The 19,334-nt window shown below is 48.3% G+C and carries 14 protein-coding genes and 1 riboswitch; of the genes, 11 read left to right on the plus strand and 3 right to left on the minus strand.

The window, feature by feature from the left end; genetic code table 11:
* The first annotated feature begins 138 nt into the window (after positions 1-138).
* The 3 genes from K0I62_RS03475 (at position 139) to K0I62_RS03485 (ending at position 2,742) form a co-directional block, all read left to right on the plus strand.
* Positions 139-699, plus strand: coding sequence for a DJ-1/PfpI family protein (locus K0I62_RS03475; protein WP_220070143.1), 561 nt, complete (start codon positions 139-141; stop codon positions 697-699).
* Positions 700-774: 75 nt separating this feature from the next.
* On the plus strand, positions 775-1,098 hold the full coding sequence (locus tag K0I62_RS03480) for a ribbon-helix-helix domain-containing protein (protein ID WP_220070144.1): 324 nt from the start codon (positions 775-777) through the stop codon (positions 1,096-1,098).
* A 159-nt stretch (positions 1,099-1,257) separates the two neighbouring features.
* Positions 1,258-2,742 carry a protein adenylyltransferase SelO gene (locus tag K0I62_RS03485; protein ID WP_220070145.1) on the plus strand — a complete coding sequence of 495 codons (1,485 nt, stop codon included), beginning with the start codon at positions 1,258-1,260 and terminating at the stop codon, positions 2,740-2,742.
* 153 nt (positions 2,743-2,895) lie between these two features.
* On the opposite strand, the gene K0I62_RS03490 is transcribed toward K0I62_RS03485, so the two are convergent.
* From K0I62_RS03490 to metH, 3 genes are all read right to left on the minus strand, one after another.
* Positions 2,896-3,558: an SDR family NAD(P)-dependent oxidoreductase gene (locus K0I62_RS03490; RefSeq protein ID WP_220070146.1), complete on the minus strand. Its 663-nt coding sequence runs from the start codon at positions 3,556-3,558 to the stop codon at positions 2,896-2,898.
* Positions 3,559-3,738: 180 nt separating this feature from the next.
* Positions 3,739-5,781, minus strand: a complete 2,043-nt coding sequence (locus K0I62_RS03495; RefSeq protein ID WP_220070147.1) for a S9 family peptidase — start codon at positions 5,779-5,781, stop codon at positions 3,739-3,741.
* A 239-nt stretch (positions 5,782-6,020) separates the two neighbouring features.
* On the minus strand, positions 6,021-9,746 hold the full coding sequence (metH, locus tag K0I62_RS03500; RefSeq protein ID WP_220070148.1) for a methionine synthase: 3,726 nt from the start codon (positions 9,744-9,746) through the stop codon (positions 6,021-6,023).
* A gap of 389 nt (positions 9,747-10,135) precedes the next feature.
* Between metH and K0I62_RS03505 the strand changes: the two genes are divergently transcribed.
* The 8 genes from K0I62_RS03505 (at position 10,136) to cobO (ending at position 17,914) form a co-directional block, all read left to right on the plus strand.
* Complete coding sequence (locus K0I62_RS03505) at positions 10,136-10,738, plus strand: histidine phosphatase family protein (protein WP_220070149.1); 603 nt, start codon at positions 10,136-10,138, stop codon at positions 10,736-10,738.
* 141 nt (positions 10,739-10,879) lie between these two features.
* Positions 10,880-11,045: riboswitch (cobalamin riboswitch) on the plus strand.
* Between the two features lie 130 nt (positions 11,046-11,175).
* Complete coding sequence (locus K0I62_RS03510) at positions 11,176-12,066, plus strand: ABC transporter ATP-binding protein (protein WP_258405077.1); 891 nt, start codon at positions 11,176-11,178, stop codon at positions 12,064-12,066.
* Positions 12,063-13,136 carry a FecCD family ABC transporter permease gene (locus K0I62_RS03515; protein ID WP_220070150.1) on the plus strand — a complete coding sequence of 358 codons (1,074 nt, stop codon included), beginning with the start codon at positions 12,063-12,065 and terminating at the stop codon, positions 13,134-13,136. Before K0I62_RS03510 ends, K0I62_RS03515 begins: the two co-directional genes overlap by 4 nt.
* 53 nt (positions 13,137-13,189) lie before the next feature.
* A complete protein-coding gene (cobT, locus tag K0I62_RS03520; RefSeq protein WP_220071270.1) occupies positions 13,190-14,218 on the plus strand; it encodes a nicotinate-nucleotide--dimethylbenzimidazole phosphoribosyltransferase in 1,029 nt (342 codons plus the stop codon).
* A 74-nt stretch (positions 14,219-14,292) separates the two neighbouring features.
* Positions 14,293-15,060, plus strand: coding sequence for an adenosylcobinamide-GDP ribazoletransferase (locus K0I62_RS03525; protein ID WP_220071271.1), 768 nt, complete (start codon positions 14,293-14,295; stop codon positions 15,058-15,060).
* Positions 15,057-15,581 carry a bifunctional adenosylcobinamide kinase/adenosylcobinamide-phosphate guanylyltransferase gene (cobU, locus tag K0I62_RS03530; RefSeq protein ID WP_220070151.1) on the plus strand — a complete coding sequence of 175 codons (525 nt, stop codon included), beginning with the start codon at positions 15,057-15,059 and terminating at the stop codon, positions 15,579-15,581. Before K0I62_RS03525 ends, cobU begins: the two co-directional genes overlap by 4 nt.
* Before the next feature lie 18 nt (positions 15,582-15,599).
* Positions 15,600-17,168 (plus strand): cobyric acid synthase, encoded by a 1,569-nt coding sequence (locus K0I62_RS03535; RefSeq protein ID WP_220070152.1) that lies wholly within the window; start codon positions 15,600-15,602, stop codon positions 17,166-17,168.
* Positions 17,169-17,281: 113 nt separating this feature from the next.
* Positions 17,282-17,914: a cob(I)yrinic acid a,c-diamide adenosyltransferase gene (cobO, locus tag K0I62_RS03540; RefSeq protein WP_220070153.1), complete on the plus strand. Its 633-nt coding sequence runs from the start codon at positions 17,282-17,284 to the stop codon at positions 17,912-17,914.
* Positions 17,915-19,334 lie beyond the last annotated feature (1,420 nt).

The following is a 19,334-nucleotide window of genomic DNA, read 5'->3' on the forward strand; positions in this document are numbered from 1 at the left end:
CGCTTTTTCGTATCTATTTCCCACCTATTTAGCCTAACTCGTCTTGTAGTAATCGGCTATTACCTCACCTTGTTTTTGATCGGTAAAGTAGATCGGATTAGACTGTATTTTGTCCCATTAACAGACAAGGAGTGAATGATGGCAAAGGTACTAATTATTGCGGGTGATTTTGTCGAAGATTATGAGTTAATGGTGCCGTTTCAGGCATTGCAGATGGTAGGGCATCAAGTGACTGTAGTCTGTCCTGACAAGAAAGCGGGAGATAACCTAAAAACCGCGATCCATGACTTTGAGGGAGACCAAACCTACACTGAAAAACCGGGTCACCTTTTTAGTTTAAACGGCACTTTTACAGAGGTTGTAGAAGCAGACTTCGATGGCTTATTAATTCCTGGTGGACGAGCGCCTGAGTATTTACGACTTAATGGGGCGGTCATTGCACTGGTACAGGCTTTTGCCGCTAGTCATAAACCTATCGCAGCGGTTTGTCACGGCGCGCAAATATTAACGGCCGCTAACGTGATTAAAGGCAAACGAATTTCTGCTTACCCAGCTTGCGCGCCTGAAGTAACTCAAGCTGGTGGTGAATATTGTGATATTGCGGTAACGGATGCTATTACCGATGGCAACGTGGTGACGGCACCGGCTTGGCCTGCGCATCCTGCATGGTTAGCACAATTTAACGCCTTGTTGAGTTAAGGGGGATAAAGGTCTAATTGCCTTGTAGCACAAATGAGTTCAGGCTAGGTTGATGTGATAAACAGGGAGAAAATCATGTGTGAGATCTATTCCGGTGCCGAGCCTGAACTATTTGCCCTTAAGACTCGTTCTATTCGTATCGATGGTGTGGTTACCAGTATTCGCCTAGAGGCGGTATTTTGGCAGATTTTACAACAGATAGCGGATGAGACTGATTTGACTATTGCTGAGTTTTTAACCCGCATCTATGGTGAGGTGCAACTTAAAAACCCACAGATGAGTAATTTTAGTTCCCTATTAAGAGTCGCTTGTACTACTTACTTGAACCAAGGTACTCGACTTGTGCTTGCTCCGACGATCTCGAACCTTGAGTCACTCGACTCTGAGATGACGGTATAAGCCTTAGCGCCGTCTGAGACTGTCAATTTATCAAATCCCCTTTATTTGTAAGGGTTTGAGCCTATATTATCTCCGTAAATTACAGTCTCTTTCTTGGCGTAATTAAGCTAAAGTAGTGACATGCATTCTCGATTCACTTTTTCAGCTACGGATATCACCATGACCCAGACTCCTATCGATCTTGGCCTTAATTTCGATAACAGCTACGCCAATGAACTTGATGGTTTTTATGTCGCTTGTCTCGGAGACGTGGCGCCCGCTCCCCTGTTAGTCAAGTTAAATGAGCCGCTGGCCAAGCAGCTTGGCCTAACTAATTTCGATAGCGATCAACTGGCTCTGGCACTGTCGGGAGGTAATGCACCACTGGGGACCTCGCCACTGGCGCAGGTTTATGCTGGGCATCAATTTGGCGGCTTTAATCCCCAGCTGGGGGATGGCCGGGCATTATTGCTCGGCGAAGTATTAGATAAACAGGGACAGCGCTTCGATCTACAACTTAAAGGCTCTGGCCCGACACGTTTTTCTCGTGGTGGTGACGGTAAGGCGACCATTGGTGCGGTGCTAAGGGAGTATATTGTTAGCGAAGCGATGAACGCCCTTGATATACCGACTACCCGAGCATTGGCAGCGGTGACCACAGGTGAGACTATTTTACGCAATAACCAGCAACTACCAGGTGCAGTGCTTGCTCGGATTGCATCGAGTCATCTGCGTGTGGGGACTTTTCAGTATTTTGCCGTTCAAGGTGAGCAAGATAAGGTTAAGCTATTAGCCGATCACGCCATTGGTCGTCATTACCCTGAGGTATTGCAGAGTGAGCAGCCTTATCTGGCGTTTCTATGCGCGGTGCGAGATAGACAAGCCAAGTTGATTGCTAACTGGTTATTGGTGGGTTTTGTCCATGGGGTGATGAATACCGATAATATGACCATCAGCGGCGAAACCATAGATTACGGCCCCTGTGCTTTTATCGATGATTATGATGCCAATGCGGTATTTAGCTCCATCGATAGAGATGGGCGCTATAAATACAGCAATCAAGCTGCTATTGCTCAGTGGAATTTAGCTCGCCTAGCCGAAACCTTATTACCATTGATTAATACCGATGATGAGTTGGCTATAGCCGAAGGGACCCAAGCTGTCAGCGACTTTTGGACCCCATTTAAATACCACTGGCTTAAGGGGATGCGCGCCAAACTTGGCTTAACCACAGAAGAGGATACTGATTTTGAGTTAGGCGAGCAGCTGCTTGAGTCCATGCAGGGTCAAAAGGTGGATTTTACCTTGCTGTTTCGTCAGCTGGCCAGTGATCTAGAAACCGGTCGCAATGACAGCGAACAGCTCTTCAGCGATAGCACTAACTTTAATCAATGGCGTCAATTGTGGTTAACGCGCCTAGCGAAGGAGTCGATATCCACGCTCGATAGCGTCAAGATGATGAATCAGGTCAATCCACTCTACATTGCCCGTAACCATTTGGTGGAGCAGGCGATCGAGGCCGCCGAGCAGCATGGTGATTATCAGCCGTTCGAACAGCTGGTTCGTGTGTTAGCTAACCCATACACTGCGCAATCGGGGGCAGAGGATTACGCAAAGCCAGCCCCCGCGAGCTTTGGTCCATTTGTCAGTTATTGCGGTACTTAACTAACCCAGATACAAGTTAAATAACAATTAGCTAAGCAATAGTTCAGTTTAGCAGTCGTTACTGAGGCAGTTGAAATTAACAAAAGGCAGAGTGTGCCGTCATTGCGTGATGGCGCTAGCTCTGCTTTTTAGTTTCTGTTTTTAGCTATACCGCTAGCCCCTTTGAATGGTGATATCTGAGATATAACCATGTTCACTTGCCGTCACAGCTTGTTTTAACATCCCCGCCGCTTCCTCGGCCGACATAAAACTAGAGGTATCCAGTGTCTTACCGCTGCTCGGCCAAAAACCGGTATCCATGCCGCCGGGGTACACGGCGATGAGTTTCATCGGACTATTTTTAAGCTCTAAACGTACCGATTCAATAAAGCCGCGCACCGCCCACTTAGCCGCACAATAGGTCGATTCGCCCGCTTTGGCGGCTAAGGCCGCGGTAGACATCACTACCACCACATTGATCTTCTGATCTTTATAGCGTTTAACGAGTTCACGCACTAGCAGTATGGTGGAGGTGACATTATTCTCCAGTAACTTATTTATCTCAGTGACTTGCTGTGTTTCGATGGGGCCAAAATAACCACTGCCAGCGCAGTGAATAACACTGCCGGGTCTATGGGGCAACTGATCCAGCAGCGCCGAGACGCTCGATTCATCACTGAGATCGGCGGCGATGCTTTGTATCTTATTTGATGCGTCACTGACTTGCTGGAGGCGGATTTGGTCGCGACCAGTAATAGTCACGTCTTGGTTCTCATCGGCATAAAGCTTGGCTAATGCCGCCCCTAAGCCGCTGCTTGCGCCAGTAATTAGTATCATGCGGACTCACTTCTATGGTTTTACATTGACTTATTATGCCCTAAATATCAGTCATAATCTGTGATGCTAAAAGCGCCTGCTAGCAGCAAGTGCTGAGGTTAATAAATGAAAAAGGCTACCTTATTCGGTAGCCTCTTCAGATTTTATCGACAAGCGGTTAAGCCTGAGTCTTGTTGATGTTTAGCGCCCACCTGGCTCGGCGTAGTGGGTCATCCAATCTTTAACTTGGTTATACCAATAGATAGAGTTATTAGGCTTCAAGATCCAGTGGTTTTCATCGGGGAAATAGATCATCCGTGATTCGACACCGCGACTCTGTAAGGTGCGGAATAGCTCAAAGCCTTGACCTACGGGAACGCGGTAATCCAATTGCCCATGGATGATCAGTGTCGGCGTATTAAAGTTGCCTGCAAAGTAGTGCGGTGAGATGGACTGATAGATCTCAGGTTTTTCCCAGTAGTAGCCGAAACGAGTGCTATGGACCGCAAAGTCAGCCGACATTTGCGAGTACATGTTGTAAACCGCAGCATGAATTAACAGGGCTTTGAAGGGGTTTTCTTGGCCCAAGATGATTGAGGATAAGTAACCACCGTAACTGCCACCGCCAGCGACCATGCGATCGCCATCGATCCACGGTTTTTGTTTAAACCAATCGGCGGCTTTTAACACATCTTCCAGTGACTTATTTTTCCAGTCGGGGTTGATGCTGTCGGCAAACTCTTGTCCAAAACCACTCGAACCATGGAAGTTAGGCCAAGCGGTAACATAACCCCAAGAAGCAAAGGTTTGTGCATTCCAGCGGAAGTGAAATCCGTCAGAGATACCATTGTGAGGACCACCGTGGATCAGCATCATCAACGGATACTGCTTGCTGCGATCAAATCCTGGAGGATAGTGCACCCACATCTGAATATCATCACCTTGGTAGCCTTTGTAGGTGACCGACTCGTAGGTGCCCATATCAACATCGGCCAGCACATCATCGTTAAATGAGTCTAAACGCGAAGTCTTACCATTTTTGGGATTTACCGCGACAACACGGGCAGGATAGAGGAAGCTATCGTTAGTCGCGACTAAGGTACCGTCTTTAGCAATAGCTGGCTGGCCAAAATTGGTGGCCTTAGTGATAGGTTTTACTTTGCCATTTTTGGCATTGATGTGATAAATCCGTCTGGTGGCGGCATCATCAATGGCGGCATAAAACCCTTTACTATCAGGCGTCCAACTAAAGCTTGATACAGAGCGATCCCACTCTTTGGCAAGCTCTCGTTCACTATGTGTTTTTAGATCGAGTAGCATCAGGCGTGACTTGTCGGCATAGAAGCCAGGAATGAGTTGGCGAGTAAAGGCCAAGGTTTTGCCATCTGGGCTAAATGAGGGATTGCTGTCGGGCGCTTGGTTATCTTTGGTCAGATTTACCGCTTTATCACTGCCAATTGCGGCCAAAAAGATATCAATCTTAGGATCGACCTGGCGAGTCTTAAGGTCGGCTTCCCAGCCGTTAGCGTTAAACGCCACCCAGGTTTCACTTGGGTCGATATCATAGCTGTCAGCCCCTTGGGAAGAGCGAGGTAATTCGATTTTTAGCGGCTGGGTTACAGCTTCTATATCGCCGCCCTTGGCTGGAATACGGAAGATATGGGCTTGGCGTTCCTCTTCAATCCAATGATCGAAGCTTGAATAGGGCAGGGCATTCCATTGATGGGCAGAGACCTTCGAATCTTTGTCTGCCTTTAACTGTTTCGTCATTTCATCCCAGTTTTTACCAGGATAAATACGGCTAATGAAATAGAGATGTTCACCGACCCACTTGATGCCATAAACGCCACCAGGGACATTCGTTAGTCGCTGGGCTTCACCGGGCGCATCCATTGGCAATAGATAAATTTGCCCATCTTCATCTTTGTCGCGCTTACTAACAAAGGCTAAGGTTTTGCCATCGGGAGAAAATAGTGGCTCGCTGACCCTCATTCCTTCGGCGGTAATCGCGCGCTGGCTCGCCCCATCCTTAGCGAACAGCCATAACTGGGTTGAACCTTTATCTTCAGGGACATCATATTGAGTTACTGGTGCAACAATATAGTCACCCTGCGATGAGATAATTGGGCTACCAATACGTTTGAGTTGCCACAGTACATCGACTGAAAGCGGTTTAGTGGTTTGTGCAAATGCCGTAGCAAAGGGCATCAGCAGGCAGATTAATAGAATCCCTACTTTCTTCACGAGTGGATCTCCTTCTACTTGATCGTCTGGTTTACATTAGACTATTGAATTGGTTTTTAAATTAGTTCGTCAGTGCGTGTCTATTGTAGATGGTGGATATTAATTTTGTATTAGTTTGGAGCATAAGTTATGGGGCTTACTGTTACTATTTTGCGATGCGGTCTTACGACCTAGGAAAGTCGTAAGACCGACGCAAAACCGCGTTAGCGTAAGGTCGATTCTGATTACTGAATCAATTCCTACTCTGGGTCATAATCCAATACTGGTGCTAGCCAGCGCTCGGTTTCCTCGATACTCATTCCTTTACGTGCGGCGTAATCTTCTACCTGATCACGGCCAATATTAGTCACGCCAAAGTAGCGTGATTGCGGGTGCGCGAAGTACCAACCCGATACCGCGGCGGTGGGGAACATGGCGTAGCTTTCGGTGATATTAAGCCCAATGGTTTCATCTGGCTTAAGCAAGTCCCACAGTAAGCCCTTTTCGGTGTGATCTGGGCAGGCGGGATAACCCGGTGCTGGGCGAATGCCTTTGTATTTTTCGCGAATCAGTGCCGTGTTATCGAGATCTTCATCTGCGGCGTAGCCCCAAAACTCTTTACGGACACGCTCATGCATCCGCTCGGCAAACGCTTCGGCTAAACGGTCGGCTAAACATTTGAGCATGATGGCGTTGTAGTCATCGTGGTTGGCTTCGAAACGGGCAACATGTTCGTCGATGCCATGACCTGCGGTGACAGCGAAACCGCCCATGTAATCGGCAACGCCTGAGTCTTTGGGGGCGACAAAGTCAGCCAGACAGAAGTTATCGTTGCCCACACGTTCTATCTGCATCCGCAGATGATGAGTGGTTAATTCAAGTTCACTGCGGCTTTCATCTGTGTAGAGCTCAATATCGTCATGGTTTACGGTATTGGCAGGGAACAGGCCGATAACCGCCTTGGCGGTAAGCCATTTTTCGTCGATGATCTGTTGAAGCATGGCTTTGCCATCGGCGTATAGTTTACGGGCTTCTTCACCGACCACCTTGTCTTCCAAGATTTTTGGGAAATGGCCATGCAGCTCCCAACTGCGGAAAAATGGGGTCCAGTCGATACGCTCGACTAAGTCTTCCAGTGGGTAGTCATCGAACACCTGACGCCCGAGTTGGTTAGGCACAAATGGGGTGTAATTGGCCCAATCGTGCTGGCAACGGTTATCGCGCGCGGCGGAAATCGGGATGATCTGCTTACGTTTCTCCTGCGAGTTACGCTTGTCGCGCATCACCTGATATTCATCATAGGCGGCATCGATGGTGGCTTGGCGCGTCTCATTGCTGATCAGTTTCGACACCATAGGCACGGCGCGTGAGGCGTCGGCAATATAGATAGCACCTGTTGGGGCGTGGGGCGCAATTTTAACTGCGGTATGAATTTTCGAGCAGGTCGCGCCGCCAATGATCGAGGGGATGGTAAGCCCCGCCTTATGGAAGGCTTTAACGTTATGCACCATCTCATCGAGACTTGGGGTGATTAAGCCTGACATGCCGATGATATCGACATTTTCTGCCTTGGCGACTTCGATGATCTTCTCCACGGGTACCATCACCCCTAGATCGATCACCTCGTAGCCATTACAGGCCAGCACCACACCAACGATGTTCTTACCGATATCGTGTACGTCACCTTTTACGGTGACCATCAGAATTTTACCGTTAGACTGACCTTCGACTTTTTCTAGTTCGATATAGGGGTTCAAATAGGCGACCGCTTTTTTCATTACCCGTGCCGATTTGACCACTTGGGGGAGGAACATCTTACCCGAGCCAAAGAGGTCGCCGACCACGTTCATGCCATCCATGAGCGGCCCTTCAATTACATCCAGCGGCCGAGTGGCCTGCTGTCTGGCTTCTTCGGTGTCTTCATCGATAAAGTCGGTAATGCCTTTCACTAGGGCATGGGCAAGACGCTTGCTCACTTCCCAGCTGCGCCACTCTAAATCTTCTTTCTTAGCAACTTGACTGCCATCACCGCGAAACTTCTCGGCGATCTCCAGCAGCTGCTCTGTATTGCTCGAATCTGCAACTGGGCAAGGTAAGTTTTGCACCACGGCTTCGACACGCGCTTTTAGCTCGCTGTCGATATCGTCATAAATCGCTAACTGCCCCGCGTTGACGATACCCATGTCCATGCCGGCTTGAATCGCATGGTAGAGGAATACCGCATGAATCGCCTCCCGCACTGGGTTGTTACCGCGAAATGAGAACGACACGTTCGATACACCGCCGGAGATCATCGCGTGTGGCAGAGTGCGTTTTATCTCGGCCGTAGCTTCAATAAAGTCAACGGCGTAGTTGTCATGCTCGTCAATGCCTGTGGCGATGGCGAAAATGTTGGGATCGAAAATAATATCTTCAGGTGGGAAGCCCACCTTATCGACTAATACGCGATAGGCGCGGGTGCAGATCTCGATTTTACGCGCCTTGGTATCGGCTTGGCCGACTTCATCGAACGCCATGATAATGGCGGCAGCGCCGTAGCGTTTCACTAAGGTGGCCTGCTCGATAAACTTCTCTTCGCCCTCTTTGAGGGAGATGGAGTTAACGATACCTTTACCTTGAATGCATTTCAGGCCTGCTTCAATCACCTCCCATTTGGAGGAGTCGATCATGATCGGCACTCGGCTGATATCGGGCTCGGAGGCGATAAGGTTAAGGAATTTTTGCATTACCTCGACGCCATCGAGCATGCCTTCATCCATATTGATATCGATGATCTGGGCACCGTTTTCTACCTGTTCGCGGGCAACTGACAGCGCCTCTTCATATTCTCCAGTTTTAATCAGGCGTAAAAATTTGGCCGAACCCGTCACGTTGGTACGTTCACCGACGTTTAGAAACAGTGAGTTTTCATCTATGGTGAGTGGCTCTAAACCCGATAGACGACAGGCGACGGGAATAGTCGGTAATTCACGGGTTTGATGTGCAATCACCGCTTGGCGAATGGCGTTAATATGCGCAGGGGTTGTGCCGCAGCATCCACCAATGATATTGAGAAAGCCTTCTTGTGCCCATTCACCGATAACCTCGGCCATCTCCTCTGGGGTTTCATCGTAGCCACCAAATTCATTAGGGAGTCCGGCATTAGGATGCGCCGATACGTAACATTCGGCAATTTTTGACAACTCTTCAACGTAGGGACGTAGCTCTTGTGGGCCAAGGGCGCAGTTAAGGCCAATCGACAGTGGCTTAACATGACGTAGCGAGTTGTAAAAGGCTTCGGTGGTTTGTCCGGTTAGGGTGCGACCGGAGGCATCGGTAATGGTGCCTGAAATCATAATAGGTAAACGCTGACCTATCTCATCGAAAATACTTTCAACGGCAAACAGCGCGGCTTTGGCATTGAGGGTGTCGAAGATGGTTTCCACCATGATGATGTCGGCGCCGCCCTCGATGAGCGCTTCAATCGATTCGCGGTAGGCTTCAACCAGCTGATCGAAGCTGACATTGCGATAACCAGGATCGTTGACATCAGGGCTAATTGAACAGGTGCGGTTGGTGGGGCCAAGAACCCCGGCAACATAACAAGCACGACCTGTTTCTGCGCTGACCTCATCTGCGGCGGCGCGGGCAAGACGTGCACCTTCAAGATTGATTTCGGCGGACAGTTCCTGCATCTCGTAGTCAGCCATGGCGATACGAGTGGCGTTAAAGGTATTCGTCTCGATGATATCGGCACCAGCGAGCAGGTATTGTTTATGGATATCTTTGATAATGGCTGGTTGAGTCAGTACGAGCAGATCGTTATTGCCTTTAACATCGCAGGGCCAATCTTTAAAGCGCTCGCCGCGAAAGGCTGCTTCCTCAAGCTTATGCTCTTGGATCATGGTGCCCATTGCGCCGTCGAGGATCAAGATCTGCGATTTGAGTTGCTCGATGATCTGCGGTGCTATCTGTCTTACATGATTAACAGGGGTATGGGTCGCCATAAAGTTTTACCTATTTTTACTAACTTCTAACTACGTCATTGCAGGGAAACCATCGTTATGAGGTTAATGCAGTGTCATTCAGGGTACGATAACGCTTGCTATGTTCACTCGGAAGTATAAACGTATAGACGTCTATACTTCTTGCCTATACTAATCGACTTATAGCGCTTAGGGCAAGTCAAAATAGTATAACCTTTGTGGACTCATAACCTAGCTATGTTATTCGTTATTTAGGCAGTGAAGAGACTGTAGCGATGCAATTGATTAAATGGATATGGCAATGGATTTTTGTAAATTACTAAAAGCTGAATCATCATTTATTGCAATGTATTATCGGTTAAGAGTATCCTCCTCAAGTATTACACTCAAGCTAGTCGATGCTGTTTTATATGACTCAAACAACGCTGTATTTGATGCGTCATGGCGAATGTGAAGGTGGAAATCTGCTGCGGGGCCATTGCGATATTCAGCTGACCGAAATCGGTTTTGCGCAGATGCAATTGGCTTATGCGAAGCTACCCGAAGCCGTTGACAGAGTAATGAGTTCGCCTTTAATCCGTTGTGCCGCCTTTGCTGAACATATCGCCAGCAAGCGGCGAATGAGCATCAGCTTTGATGAACGTTTAAAGGAGATCTACTTTGGCCGTTGGGATGGCCTTGAAATTCCCACTTTACATGAAGATCACGGCCAAGAGTTAACGGCTTATTGGCAGGATCCTTGGCGGTTCCCTTTACCTGAAGCTGAAGCCATGTCAGCCTTTGAGCAACGTCTCGATGGGTTGGTGGATGAGCTGGTCAGTCTTTATAGTGGCGAGAAGCTGCTACTTATTACCCATGGTGGTGTTATTCGTTATTTAATGGCTAAGGCGCTAGGGGTGATCAAGGCAGTAGGCTTTTATACGCAATTGAGCCTTGAGTATGCCAGTGTGGTGAAAATTACTCATTATAGAGATGAGGATGGCAAGGGTTTTTGGCGACTGCATTGGGGCTGAATCATAGAAGATAAGCGATAAGTGTCAGTGCTGGTTTGATGTCGCGATAGCTAGTGCTTGTCTCTTGCTTGAAATACCGCATAATAACCAACAATTTTTAGGTGTCTTTCAATAGCGAAATTTCAGTAGCGAAGATGCCGAGAGTAAGGTGTTGAGATTCGTCTCTAGTCATGAGTCGAGTAACTTAAACTTAATAGGGAATTGGGAAGGCGATCAGCCATAAGCCCAAACTGTGCCCGCAACTGTGAGTGTGTTAAATAAGGCGAGTACCTTAGGTTAACCACGAGTCAGGATACCTGCCTTACTTTATAGCCTTATGACTCAAGCGGGTGACTTGAGGGAGCTACTCATGACCATTACATTTGGGGCGGTTGCCCTGTCTTTATCTTTTGCCGCGCGATACCTGTGCATTAAGGCCGCACCTTGGGTAGGTGTTTGTGACTAAAGACGTTACCGCCTTATCCGCTAAAGGCATATGCTGGCACAGCGGCGAACGCCAAATTTTGTCTGATGTCAGTGTGCAGCTGTCTCAAGGTAAAATGCTTGGGATTATCGGTCCTAATGGTGCGGGTAAATCGACCCTATTGCGTTGCCTCTATCGCTATTTGACCCCTAGTCGAGGCGATATCTGCTTATTTGGTCATCCTGCGAGTGAGCTATCCGCTAAGGAATTTGCACGGCAAGTGGCTGTCGTTTTACAAGATACCCCCCATCATTTCGATATGACGACGGCGCAATTGGTGACCTTAGGGCTCACGCCCCATAAAGGCGCATTCTCCTTCACAAGTGAGCAAGATAAGGTGCAGGTACGTCATGCGCTTGCAACTGTCGGTCTGAATGAGCTGGCTAATCAATCCTATGAGCAACTTTCGGGCGGTGAGAAACAACGGGCATTGATCGCTCGTGCCATCGTCCAGAAACCTAAATTATTGATCCTTGATGAGCCAACAAATCACCTTGATATTCGTTACCAAATCCAGATCTTAGAACTACTGCGCTCGTTAGATATTACCGTGGTGATCTCTATTCACGATCTGAATTTAGCCAGTGCCTTATGTGATCAATTATTGCTGCTTAATCGAGGCAGAGCGGTGATCCAAGGCTCGCCCGCAGAGGTGCTGACCGAGCAGCAGATTGGCGAGGTTTTTGGCGTATGCTGTCAGGTATTGCCTCATCCACAACATGGCAATCCGCAGATTAATTATTTTTACGGTTATCGCCATCTAGGCGATCAAGGTGGCGCGGCCTGTGGCTCATCCATAGAAGCTAACCCTGCCAATAGCAGATATTTGGGACCGCGCGATCTGAAAGGGGACAAGGTTAAATGATCACCGAGGTAATACGAGGCTCCTTGGGCACAAATAAGCTAAAGCGAGTCATGTTGTTTGTGGTATTGATTGTCCTCTTTTCTCTGTTAACCCCCATTTTAGCGGCCAGTTTTGGCGCGGCCGATATAGGGGTAAAACAAGTTATTGATGCCATATTAGGGGGGATAAATGGTGAGTCTAGTGGCACTGTAACCTCACGGATTGTGATGGAACTACGATTGCCTCGTATTCTGCTGGCCTTTATCGCGGGCTTTGGTCTGGCGATCGCTGGCGCAGTATTGCAAACCGTTACCCGTAACCCGCTTGCCGATCCCTATTTATTTGGGATCTCTTCTGGGGCTTCGTTTGGTGCGGTATTGGTGATCACCCTACTTGGTAACTCAAATGCGATGTCGGGCACACTGCCTAGCTCATTGATAAATAGCATTAGCTTGCCCATTGGTGCGTTTATTGGTGCGGCGCTTTCTGTGTTGATGGTACTGGCACTGTGCGGCCGAGCCATGAGCACTCAGATCGAGCGCATGTTGCTTTCTGGAGTGGCGGTATCATTTATGTTTGGCGCACTGACCAGTCTGTTGCTCTATTTCTCCGGTCCTCAAGCGGCGGCTTCTGTGCTGTTTTGGAGTCTGGGGAGTTTTGCTAAGGCAAGCTGGGCAGGGCTTAGTTTGCCTTTTGTGGTGATAGGTTTAGCCACGGCAATCATCTTGCTCTCTAAACGCCAGATCTTAGCCATGAAGGCCGGTGATGAGACCGCGCATACTTTAGGTATTAATGTACAGGGGTTGCGCCTAGGTATGTTGCTGCTTTGCTCTTTAATTACCGCCGTGCTGGTGGCCAATTGCGGCGGTATCGGTTTTGTGGGTTTGATGATCCCCCATATGGTGCGGCTATTGTTGCCTGGAAGGTTTGCCTTGTTGACCACAGGCTTGGTTGGCGGCCTGTTTATGATCTGGATAGATGTGTTGGCCAGATGCCTGCTGAGTTATCAAGAATTGCCAATCGGCATTATCACTGCCGTTATTGGTAGCTTGTTCTTTTTATTTATTTTAGCCACCAAGCGACGTGGATAGGCTTCGTATCGGTTTCTCGTGCAGTAAGGTGAGGACGCAGTAAGATGAAAGAGATGTTTACTATAACGCCAGTGAGTCATGAGTTTGATCAAGCGATTCAAGCCCAAATAGACGGCAAAACTAAACCCCTGGGGGCATTGGGAGAGCTTGAGCCATTAGCGCTGCAGATAGCGCAAGTGTTGGGAAAAACGTCACCATCGATTAATAATCCTAAGTTGCTGGTGTTTGCTGGCGATCATGGGATTGCGGCTTCTGGTGTGTCAATTGCGCCGAGTGCAGTGACGACGCAGATGGTACAGAATTTTCTCAATGGCGGCGCAGCCATTAACGTTTTTTGTGCTCAGTCGGGTTTCGATATGGAGGTGATAGATTGCGGTATTGCGACTCCTATTGAAAGCGACGAACGCCTCATTAATCACAGGCTCGGAGCTGGAACAAATGCGTTTCATCGAGAGAGTGCGATGACCTTAGGGGCGGTAAAACAAGGTTTTGCTATGGCCTTCGAACGCGTCACTTTTCATCATAACAATGGTACTAATCTTATTGCGTTTGGCGAGATGGGTATAGGCAACACTTCTTCTGCGGCGGCCATTATGGCCGCTATCTTAAAGCTAGACGTGGCCGATTGTGTTGGACGCGGCACAGGTATTGATTCGGCAACCCTTGCCCGTAAACAGATGTTAATTGAGCAGGCGCTTTATCTGCATCGCGACCAATTATCTGATCCTTATCTTGTTTTGGCGGCCCTTGGTGGCTATGAAATTGTACAAATGACCGGGGCTATGTTGGCTGCGGCGGAGCATCAGATGTTGATACTCGTCGATGGCTTTATCGCCACGGCGGCCGCTTTGGTGGCGACAAGCATAGCGCCTGCCGCTCGAGATTATATGATTTTTGCCCATCAATCCGATGAACGTGGCCATCAGTTAATGCTCACCCATCTGCAGGCCAAGCCACTGCTTAAGTTATCCATGCGTCTCGGTGAAGGCTCTGGTGCGGCACTCGCCCTGCCTTTAGTGCGTGCTGCGGCGGCTTTTTACAACGAGATGGCTAGCTTACAAGATTTGTCGATTGAGATTTGAGGCTGGCAGGTTTGATAGCTTGAGGGGAATAGGGCTTGAAGGTTTAACGTGTGGACGCAAATGATGAGAGCAAGATGATGATAAAAGAGTTGCAGCTGTTTTTTATTGCGATGGGCTTTTTTACGCGCATCCCTATGCCTAAATGGGTTGAGGTAAACAGCGAGCGGCTTAATCAAGCGAGTCGTTACTTCGGCGCTGTCGGCATAGTGGTGGGTGGCATAAGTGCGCTGGTCTATGTGATCGCCAGCGAGTTATTCCCCAGTAGCATTGCCATTGTACTGGCTATGATCGCAAGTGTGTTGACCACGGGAGGCTTTCATGAAGATGGTTTAGCCGATACCGCCGATGGCTTTGGTGGTGGCTGGACGTTGCAAGATAAGCTCACCATCATGAAAGATTCTCGTGTGGGGACTTATGGCGTCTTGGCGCTGGTCTTTGCGCTGCTACTTAAGTTTGTACTGCTCAGTGAAATAGCGTTATATGCGCCACATTTAGTGGTGAGTGCGCTTATCGTATCTCACTGTTTGAGTCGCGTGCTGGCGGCATCGCTGATTTTTTCCGAACCCTATGTCCGTGAAGATGCCAGCAGTAAAAGCAAACCTTTAGCTCAATCACAAACCATAAATGAACTCGCTATTTTGTTGATAACAGGAGCGCTAGCCCTTTGGATTAGCAGGATCACTGCGGCGCTAGGGCTGTGCGCCTTGTTGCTGGTGCTGCGCTACTTGTTAATTTGGGGCTTTAGGCGGCAAATCGGTGGTTATACCGGTGATACTTTAGGGGCCGCGCAGCAGGTGAGTGAACTCTCGGTGTATCTGTTTATTTTGGCGCTAGCGTCATGATCCATTTTATTTTAGGCGGTGCGCGTAGCGGTAAATCTAGCTATGGCCTCGAGCTTGCTGCCAATTACGTCGCCAAGGGCGATGAGTGTCTGTTTGTGGCAACGGCCGAGGCGTTTGATGATGAGATGGCTTGCCGTATTGCGCGTCATAAAATAGAGCGAGCTGCGCTGGCGTGGAAAACTTTCGAGTGTCCACTAGACTTGAGCCAGTGTTTAACTAAGCAGGCTAAAGACGATCGAGTTATCTTGGTCGATTGTTTAACCCTGTGGTTGACTAATCACCTGCTTAATCCCAGTAGCGATTGGTCGCAAATTAAAGCCGATTTTTTACGTGTGCTATCGACGTTACCGGGAAAGATAATATTAATTTCCAATGAAGTGGGTACAGGCGTAGTGCCAGGTGATCCTTTAAGTCGCCGCTTTGTTGATGAGGCAGGGTGGTTGCATCAGGCCATCGCAAAGTTAGCCGATGAGGTCGTGTTGGTTACGGCGGGATTACCTATGATCTTGAAGGGGCAGTGAGGCGTAAATAGTTAATGAATGGGTTGGATAACAGTGTCCTCAAATAGCAATCAATCATCAATCTTAATGGTGCAGGGCACCACGTCAGATGCGGGCAAGAGTACCTTGGTGGCTGGTCTGTGCCGTTACTTTGCGCGGAAAGGTGTTAAGGTCGCACCCTTCAAGCCGCAAAATATGGCGCTAAACAGTGCCGTAACCGCTGATGGTGGCGAAATTGGCCGAGCGCAGGCGTTACAAGCGGTTGCCTGTGGCTTAGCAGCCCACACGGATTTTAATCCCATTTTGTTAAAGCCCTGTTCCGACACCAGCTCGCAGGTGATAGTGCAAGGTAAAGCGCTATCTCATATGGACGGCCAAGCCTATTTTGGCAAAGATGCGGCGGGTTATCGTACTAAGGCGATGGCTGCGGTGCTTGATTCACTCTCAAGATTAATAGCGCAATATGAGCTTGTTATGGTTGAGGGGGCGGGTAGCCCAGCCGAGATTAATTTGCGTGAAGGTGATATAGCTAACATGGGGTTTGCCGAAGAGGTCGATTGCCCGGTTATCTTGATTGCCGATATCGATAAAGGGGGCGTGTTTGCCCATATCGTTGGCACCTTAGCCTTGTTGTCCGACTCCGAGCGTGCGCGAGTGAAAGGAGTGGTGATTAACCGTTTTCGCGGTGACATTGGCCTGCTGCAATCGGGATTAGATTGGCTTGAAGCAGAGATCAATAAACCTGTGTTAGGCGTATTGCCCTACCTGAACGATCTGCACCTGGACGCCGAAGATGCCTTAATGGTCGCACCGCAAAAATCTGCTCAAGCGAAATTTAAGGTGTTGGTGTTGGTTTGGCCGCGCATTAGTAACCATACCGATTTTGATGCCCTGCGCTTACATCCAGATATTGAGTTTAATTATGTGACAGTGACTTCAACATTTGATGGCACAGCGCCCCAAGCGGATCTGATTATTTTGCCCGGCAGTAAGAGCGTTCGCCAAGATTTAACGACCATGTTGAATAACGGTTGGGACAAACTGATTAAAACCCATCTTAGGTATGGCGGCAAGGTGATTGGGATCTGCGGTGGTTACCAGATGCTCGGGCTTGCAATTGATGATCCTTTAGGTGTTGAGGGAGCTGTCGGTGAGAGTGATGGTCTCGGCCTTCTGCCAATAGTCACGGAGTTGACCCCAGATAAGCGTTTAGCCCAAGTGTCAGGTTGTTTAAATCTGCTCGGTGAACAAGCTAAGGTGAGTGGTTATGAGATCCATTGTGGCCGCTCTAAGCTTCTCTCTCAGCAAACGGCGCTAATGATGTTAAACAGTGATGATGGTCGTCAGTTCCATGATGGCTGCCTATCCTCTGATGGGCAGATCTTGGGCACCTATCTTCATGGTGTTTTCGATACGCCAGAGGCGTGCCGCTTACTACTAAGCTGGGCAGGAATGGGCTGGGCTGGCATGAGCGAGTCAGGAAAGATGGGCCCTGACGCTATAGATATTGATGCACTGAGGCAAGAGCAGTTAGACCGACTAGCAGATATGTTAGCCGAACATATGGATATGCAAAGAGTCTCAGCAATTATTTCAGCAAGCACATAGATCATTAGCCGAGCTAAATGATCTTCCAATAATAGAATCATAAAAGCACAACGTACTGAATACTTCGCTCTAAGTGAGGGAATAGGGCTCTAGGCGAATGAATAGGAATGAAAATGACAGATAAGATGGATGATAGTAGCAAGAGCACAGATGAGCTAAAGGCGCAGCGTCATAAGGCCCGTCAACAAAAAGTAAAAGCGGCAGTCGATGCTAAGATAGCGAAGGCGCAAATCGAAAAAGGGGTACTACTGGTACTTACTGGTAATGGCAAAGGCAAGTCTACAGGTGGCTTTGGCAGTATAACCCGAGCCGTCGGCCATGGTAAAAAGGCGGCGGTAGTGCAATTTATCAAGGGGAATTGGCCTTGTGGAGAGCGCAACGTATTAGAGAAGGTGGGAGTCGAGTTTCATGTTATGGGCACAGGGTTTACCTGGGAAACCCAAGACAGAGAGAAAGATACCTTAGCGGCGATGGGAGCGTGGGAAGCCGCTGAAGCTTTGCTTAAAGATGACACCATAGATATTATCTTGCTCGATGAACTGACCTACATGGTGAGTTATCACTACATTGAGTTAGATCGGGTTCTTGAGGCCCTTAAGAATCGGCCGCCAATGCAACACGTGATCATTACTGGAAGGGCGTGCCATCGCGCGATTTTAGAGTTAGCCGATACCGTGAGTGAAGTGCAACCGATTAAACACGCCTTTGAAGCCGGCGTTAAAGCGCAAATCGGATTTGATTATTAAGTTAGATAGAGTTTGGCTGCATGTTCATTTATTGAAAGTCTTGAAGGGAGACCCTTCGCTGTTACCTAACGCCAGTCCCGCGAGTGCTGTACATGGAAGTACCAATGTCGTGATCACAAGGAGATGAAGCAACGACGTATGTGCAAGCACTCTTTGGGCTCGGTGAGTGAAGCATAGCTTCGAGCTCACGAACGAGAGGCAGGGATTGCCGAACTGGCTTTTAAACAAGGATGTTGTTCGAGCACATCCATGTGGGCTCTGCGAAATCATCTGACTTACATGGAAGTCGTGAATGCCGAAACAATGTCGGGAACATTTTCGGCCATGATTTCGAAGGCCAAAACCGCGCTTACACCTATATCTAACGCCTCTTCGATTTAGTCGTATTTGGTGTGAATTCAGAATTAAAAGTGCCTCCAAAGTTTGTTGCCCTTTAAATGAAGGCTTGGCATTTTTTACTATGTTTGGGTAGTAATTGGCGGAGTCTTTTTTGGAACTAGTGCTTGAAAGTGTACCTTCATGGCAACCTATCACCTGCGGTGAGTGAATGTGCAAACACTTCTGCGACTCGCCGCAAGCACAGTCCCTGTGGGCTCTACGCCAGCATCCATGCTGGCAAAGGCCGCAGCCGCGTTTACACTTGGGTTCTAACGTTTCTTCGATTAAGCTGCATTTGGTGTGAGCTGCTAGTTCAAAAGCTAACTGATTTTTGCCCAAAAGTGGGTTAATGGGTTTTCGGTAGCTCAGTAATGAATGGACTTTTTGGCCTAGCAATTATCATCGCGACACCCGTGAGATGTGATTCACTATACCACTACATACAGCCCATCAAAAAATGGGATAAGTATACAGTTATATTCAAATTATCAGGATTTTGAACGATTTTTATCCTATATTCGTGCGCATTTTCTCATTTTGGCTTAAATAAATAGTGTTAAAATTAATCACTTATACTATTCGTCAAGTAGATAATAGGTTTGGAAAACGCGCATGCGCGTTTTTCCAGATGGTATATTTAGCAAAATGCTGATAAGTTCATTACATACAGATAGTTAACTGTGCGCGTTTTCACTGGTCCAACGAGGTAAACGCGCATGCGCACTAATAAAATGTTCTTGACCTGCGGTAGACGATTTTTAGCAAAAAAGAAGTGATATTTAAGTCTAGCCGAAGGAATAGATAGAGCCAAACGCGATGGAAGAAACGCCTTATTTATGATAGCTTGAAGGCACTTGCTAAGGCTCGTAAAGCGAAGCTTTAAAGAGACCTGCAATTGACTTCAAGTAAAGAAGCGATGCTTCCCTCACGCCGCAGGGGGGCATCAATTAAGCCCCAAGGGCATGGAATATGAACTCACGGATTGAGTAGCGATAACCGCCTCTCTCCGAAAGTAAAGAACAACCCATTACACGAGACCTTC

The organism is Shewanella psychrotolerans (genome assembly GCF_019457595.1).
GTDB classification, from domain to species: domain Bacteria; phylum Pseudomonadota; class Gammaproteobacteria; order Enterobacterales; family Shewanellaceae; genus Shewanella; species Shewanella psychrotolerans.

What these genes read in the sequence shown, in the direction of transcription:
- K0I62_RS03490 (WP_220070146.1), bottom strand. Translation starts at nt 3,558, where the DNA reads ATGATACTAATTACTGGCGCAAGCAGCGGCTTAGGGGCGGCATTAGCC.
- metH (WP_220070148.1), bottom strand. Translation starts at nt 9,746, where the DNA reads ATGGCGACCCATACCCCTGTTAATCATGTAAGACAGATAGCACCGCAG.
- K0I62_RS03475 (WP_220070143.1), top strand. Translation starts at nt 139, where the DNA reads ATGGCAAAGGTACTAATTATTGCGGGTGATTTTGTCGAAGATTATGAG.
- K0I62_RS03505 (WP_220070149.1), top strand. Translation starts at nt 10,136, where the DNA reads ATGACTCAAACAACGCTGTATTTGATGCGTCATGGCGAATGTGAAGGT.
- cobO (WP_220070153.1), top strand. Translation starts at nt 17,282, where the DNA reads ATGACAGATAAGATGGATGATAGTAGCAAGAGCACAGATGAGCTAAAG.
- K0I62_RS03485 (WP_220070145.1), top strand. Translation starts at nt 1,258, where the DNA reads ATGACCCAGACTCCTATCGATCTTGGCCTTAATTTCGATAACAGCTAC.
- K0I62_RS03515 (WP_220070150.1), top strand. Translation starts at nt 12,063, where the DNA reads ATGATCACCGAGGTAATACGAGGCTCCTTGGGCACAAATAAGCTAAAG.
- K0I62_RS03525 (WP_220071271.1), top strand. Translation starts at nt 14,293, where the DNA reads ATGATGATAAAAGAGTTGCAGCTGTTTTTTATTGCGATGGGCTTTTTT.
- K0I62_RS03535 (WP_220070152.1), top strand. Translation starts at nt 15,600, where the DNA reads ATGGGTTGGATAACAGTGTCCTCAAATAGCAATCAATCATCAATCTTA.
- cobU (WP_220070151.1), top strand. Translation starts at nt 15,057, where the DNA reads ATGATCCATTTTATTTTAGGCGGTGCGCGTAGCGGTAAATCTAGCTAT.
- cobT (WP_220071270.1), top strand. Translation starts at nt 13,190, where the DNA reads ATGTTTACTATAACGCCAGTGAGTCATGAGTTTGATCAAGCGATTCAA.
- K0I62_RS03480 (WP_220070144.1), top strand. Translation starts at nt 775, where the DNA reads ATGTGTGAGATCTATTCCGGTGCCGAGCCTGAACTATTTGCCCTTAAG.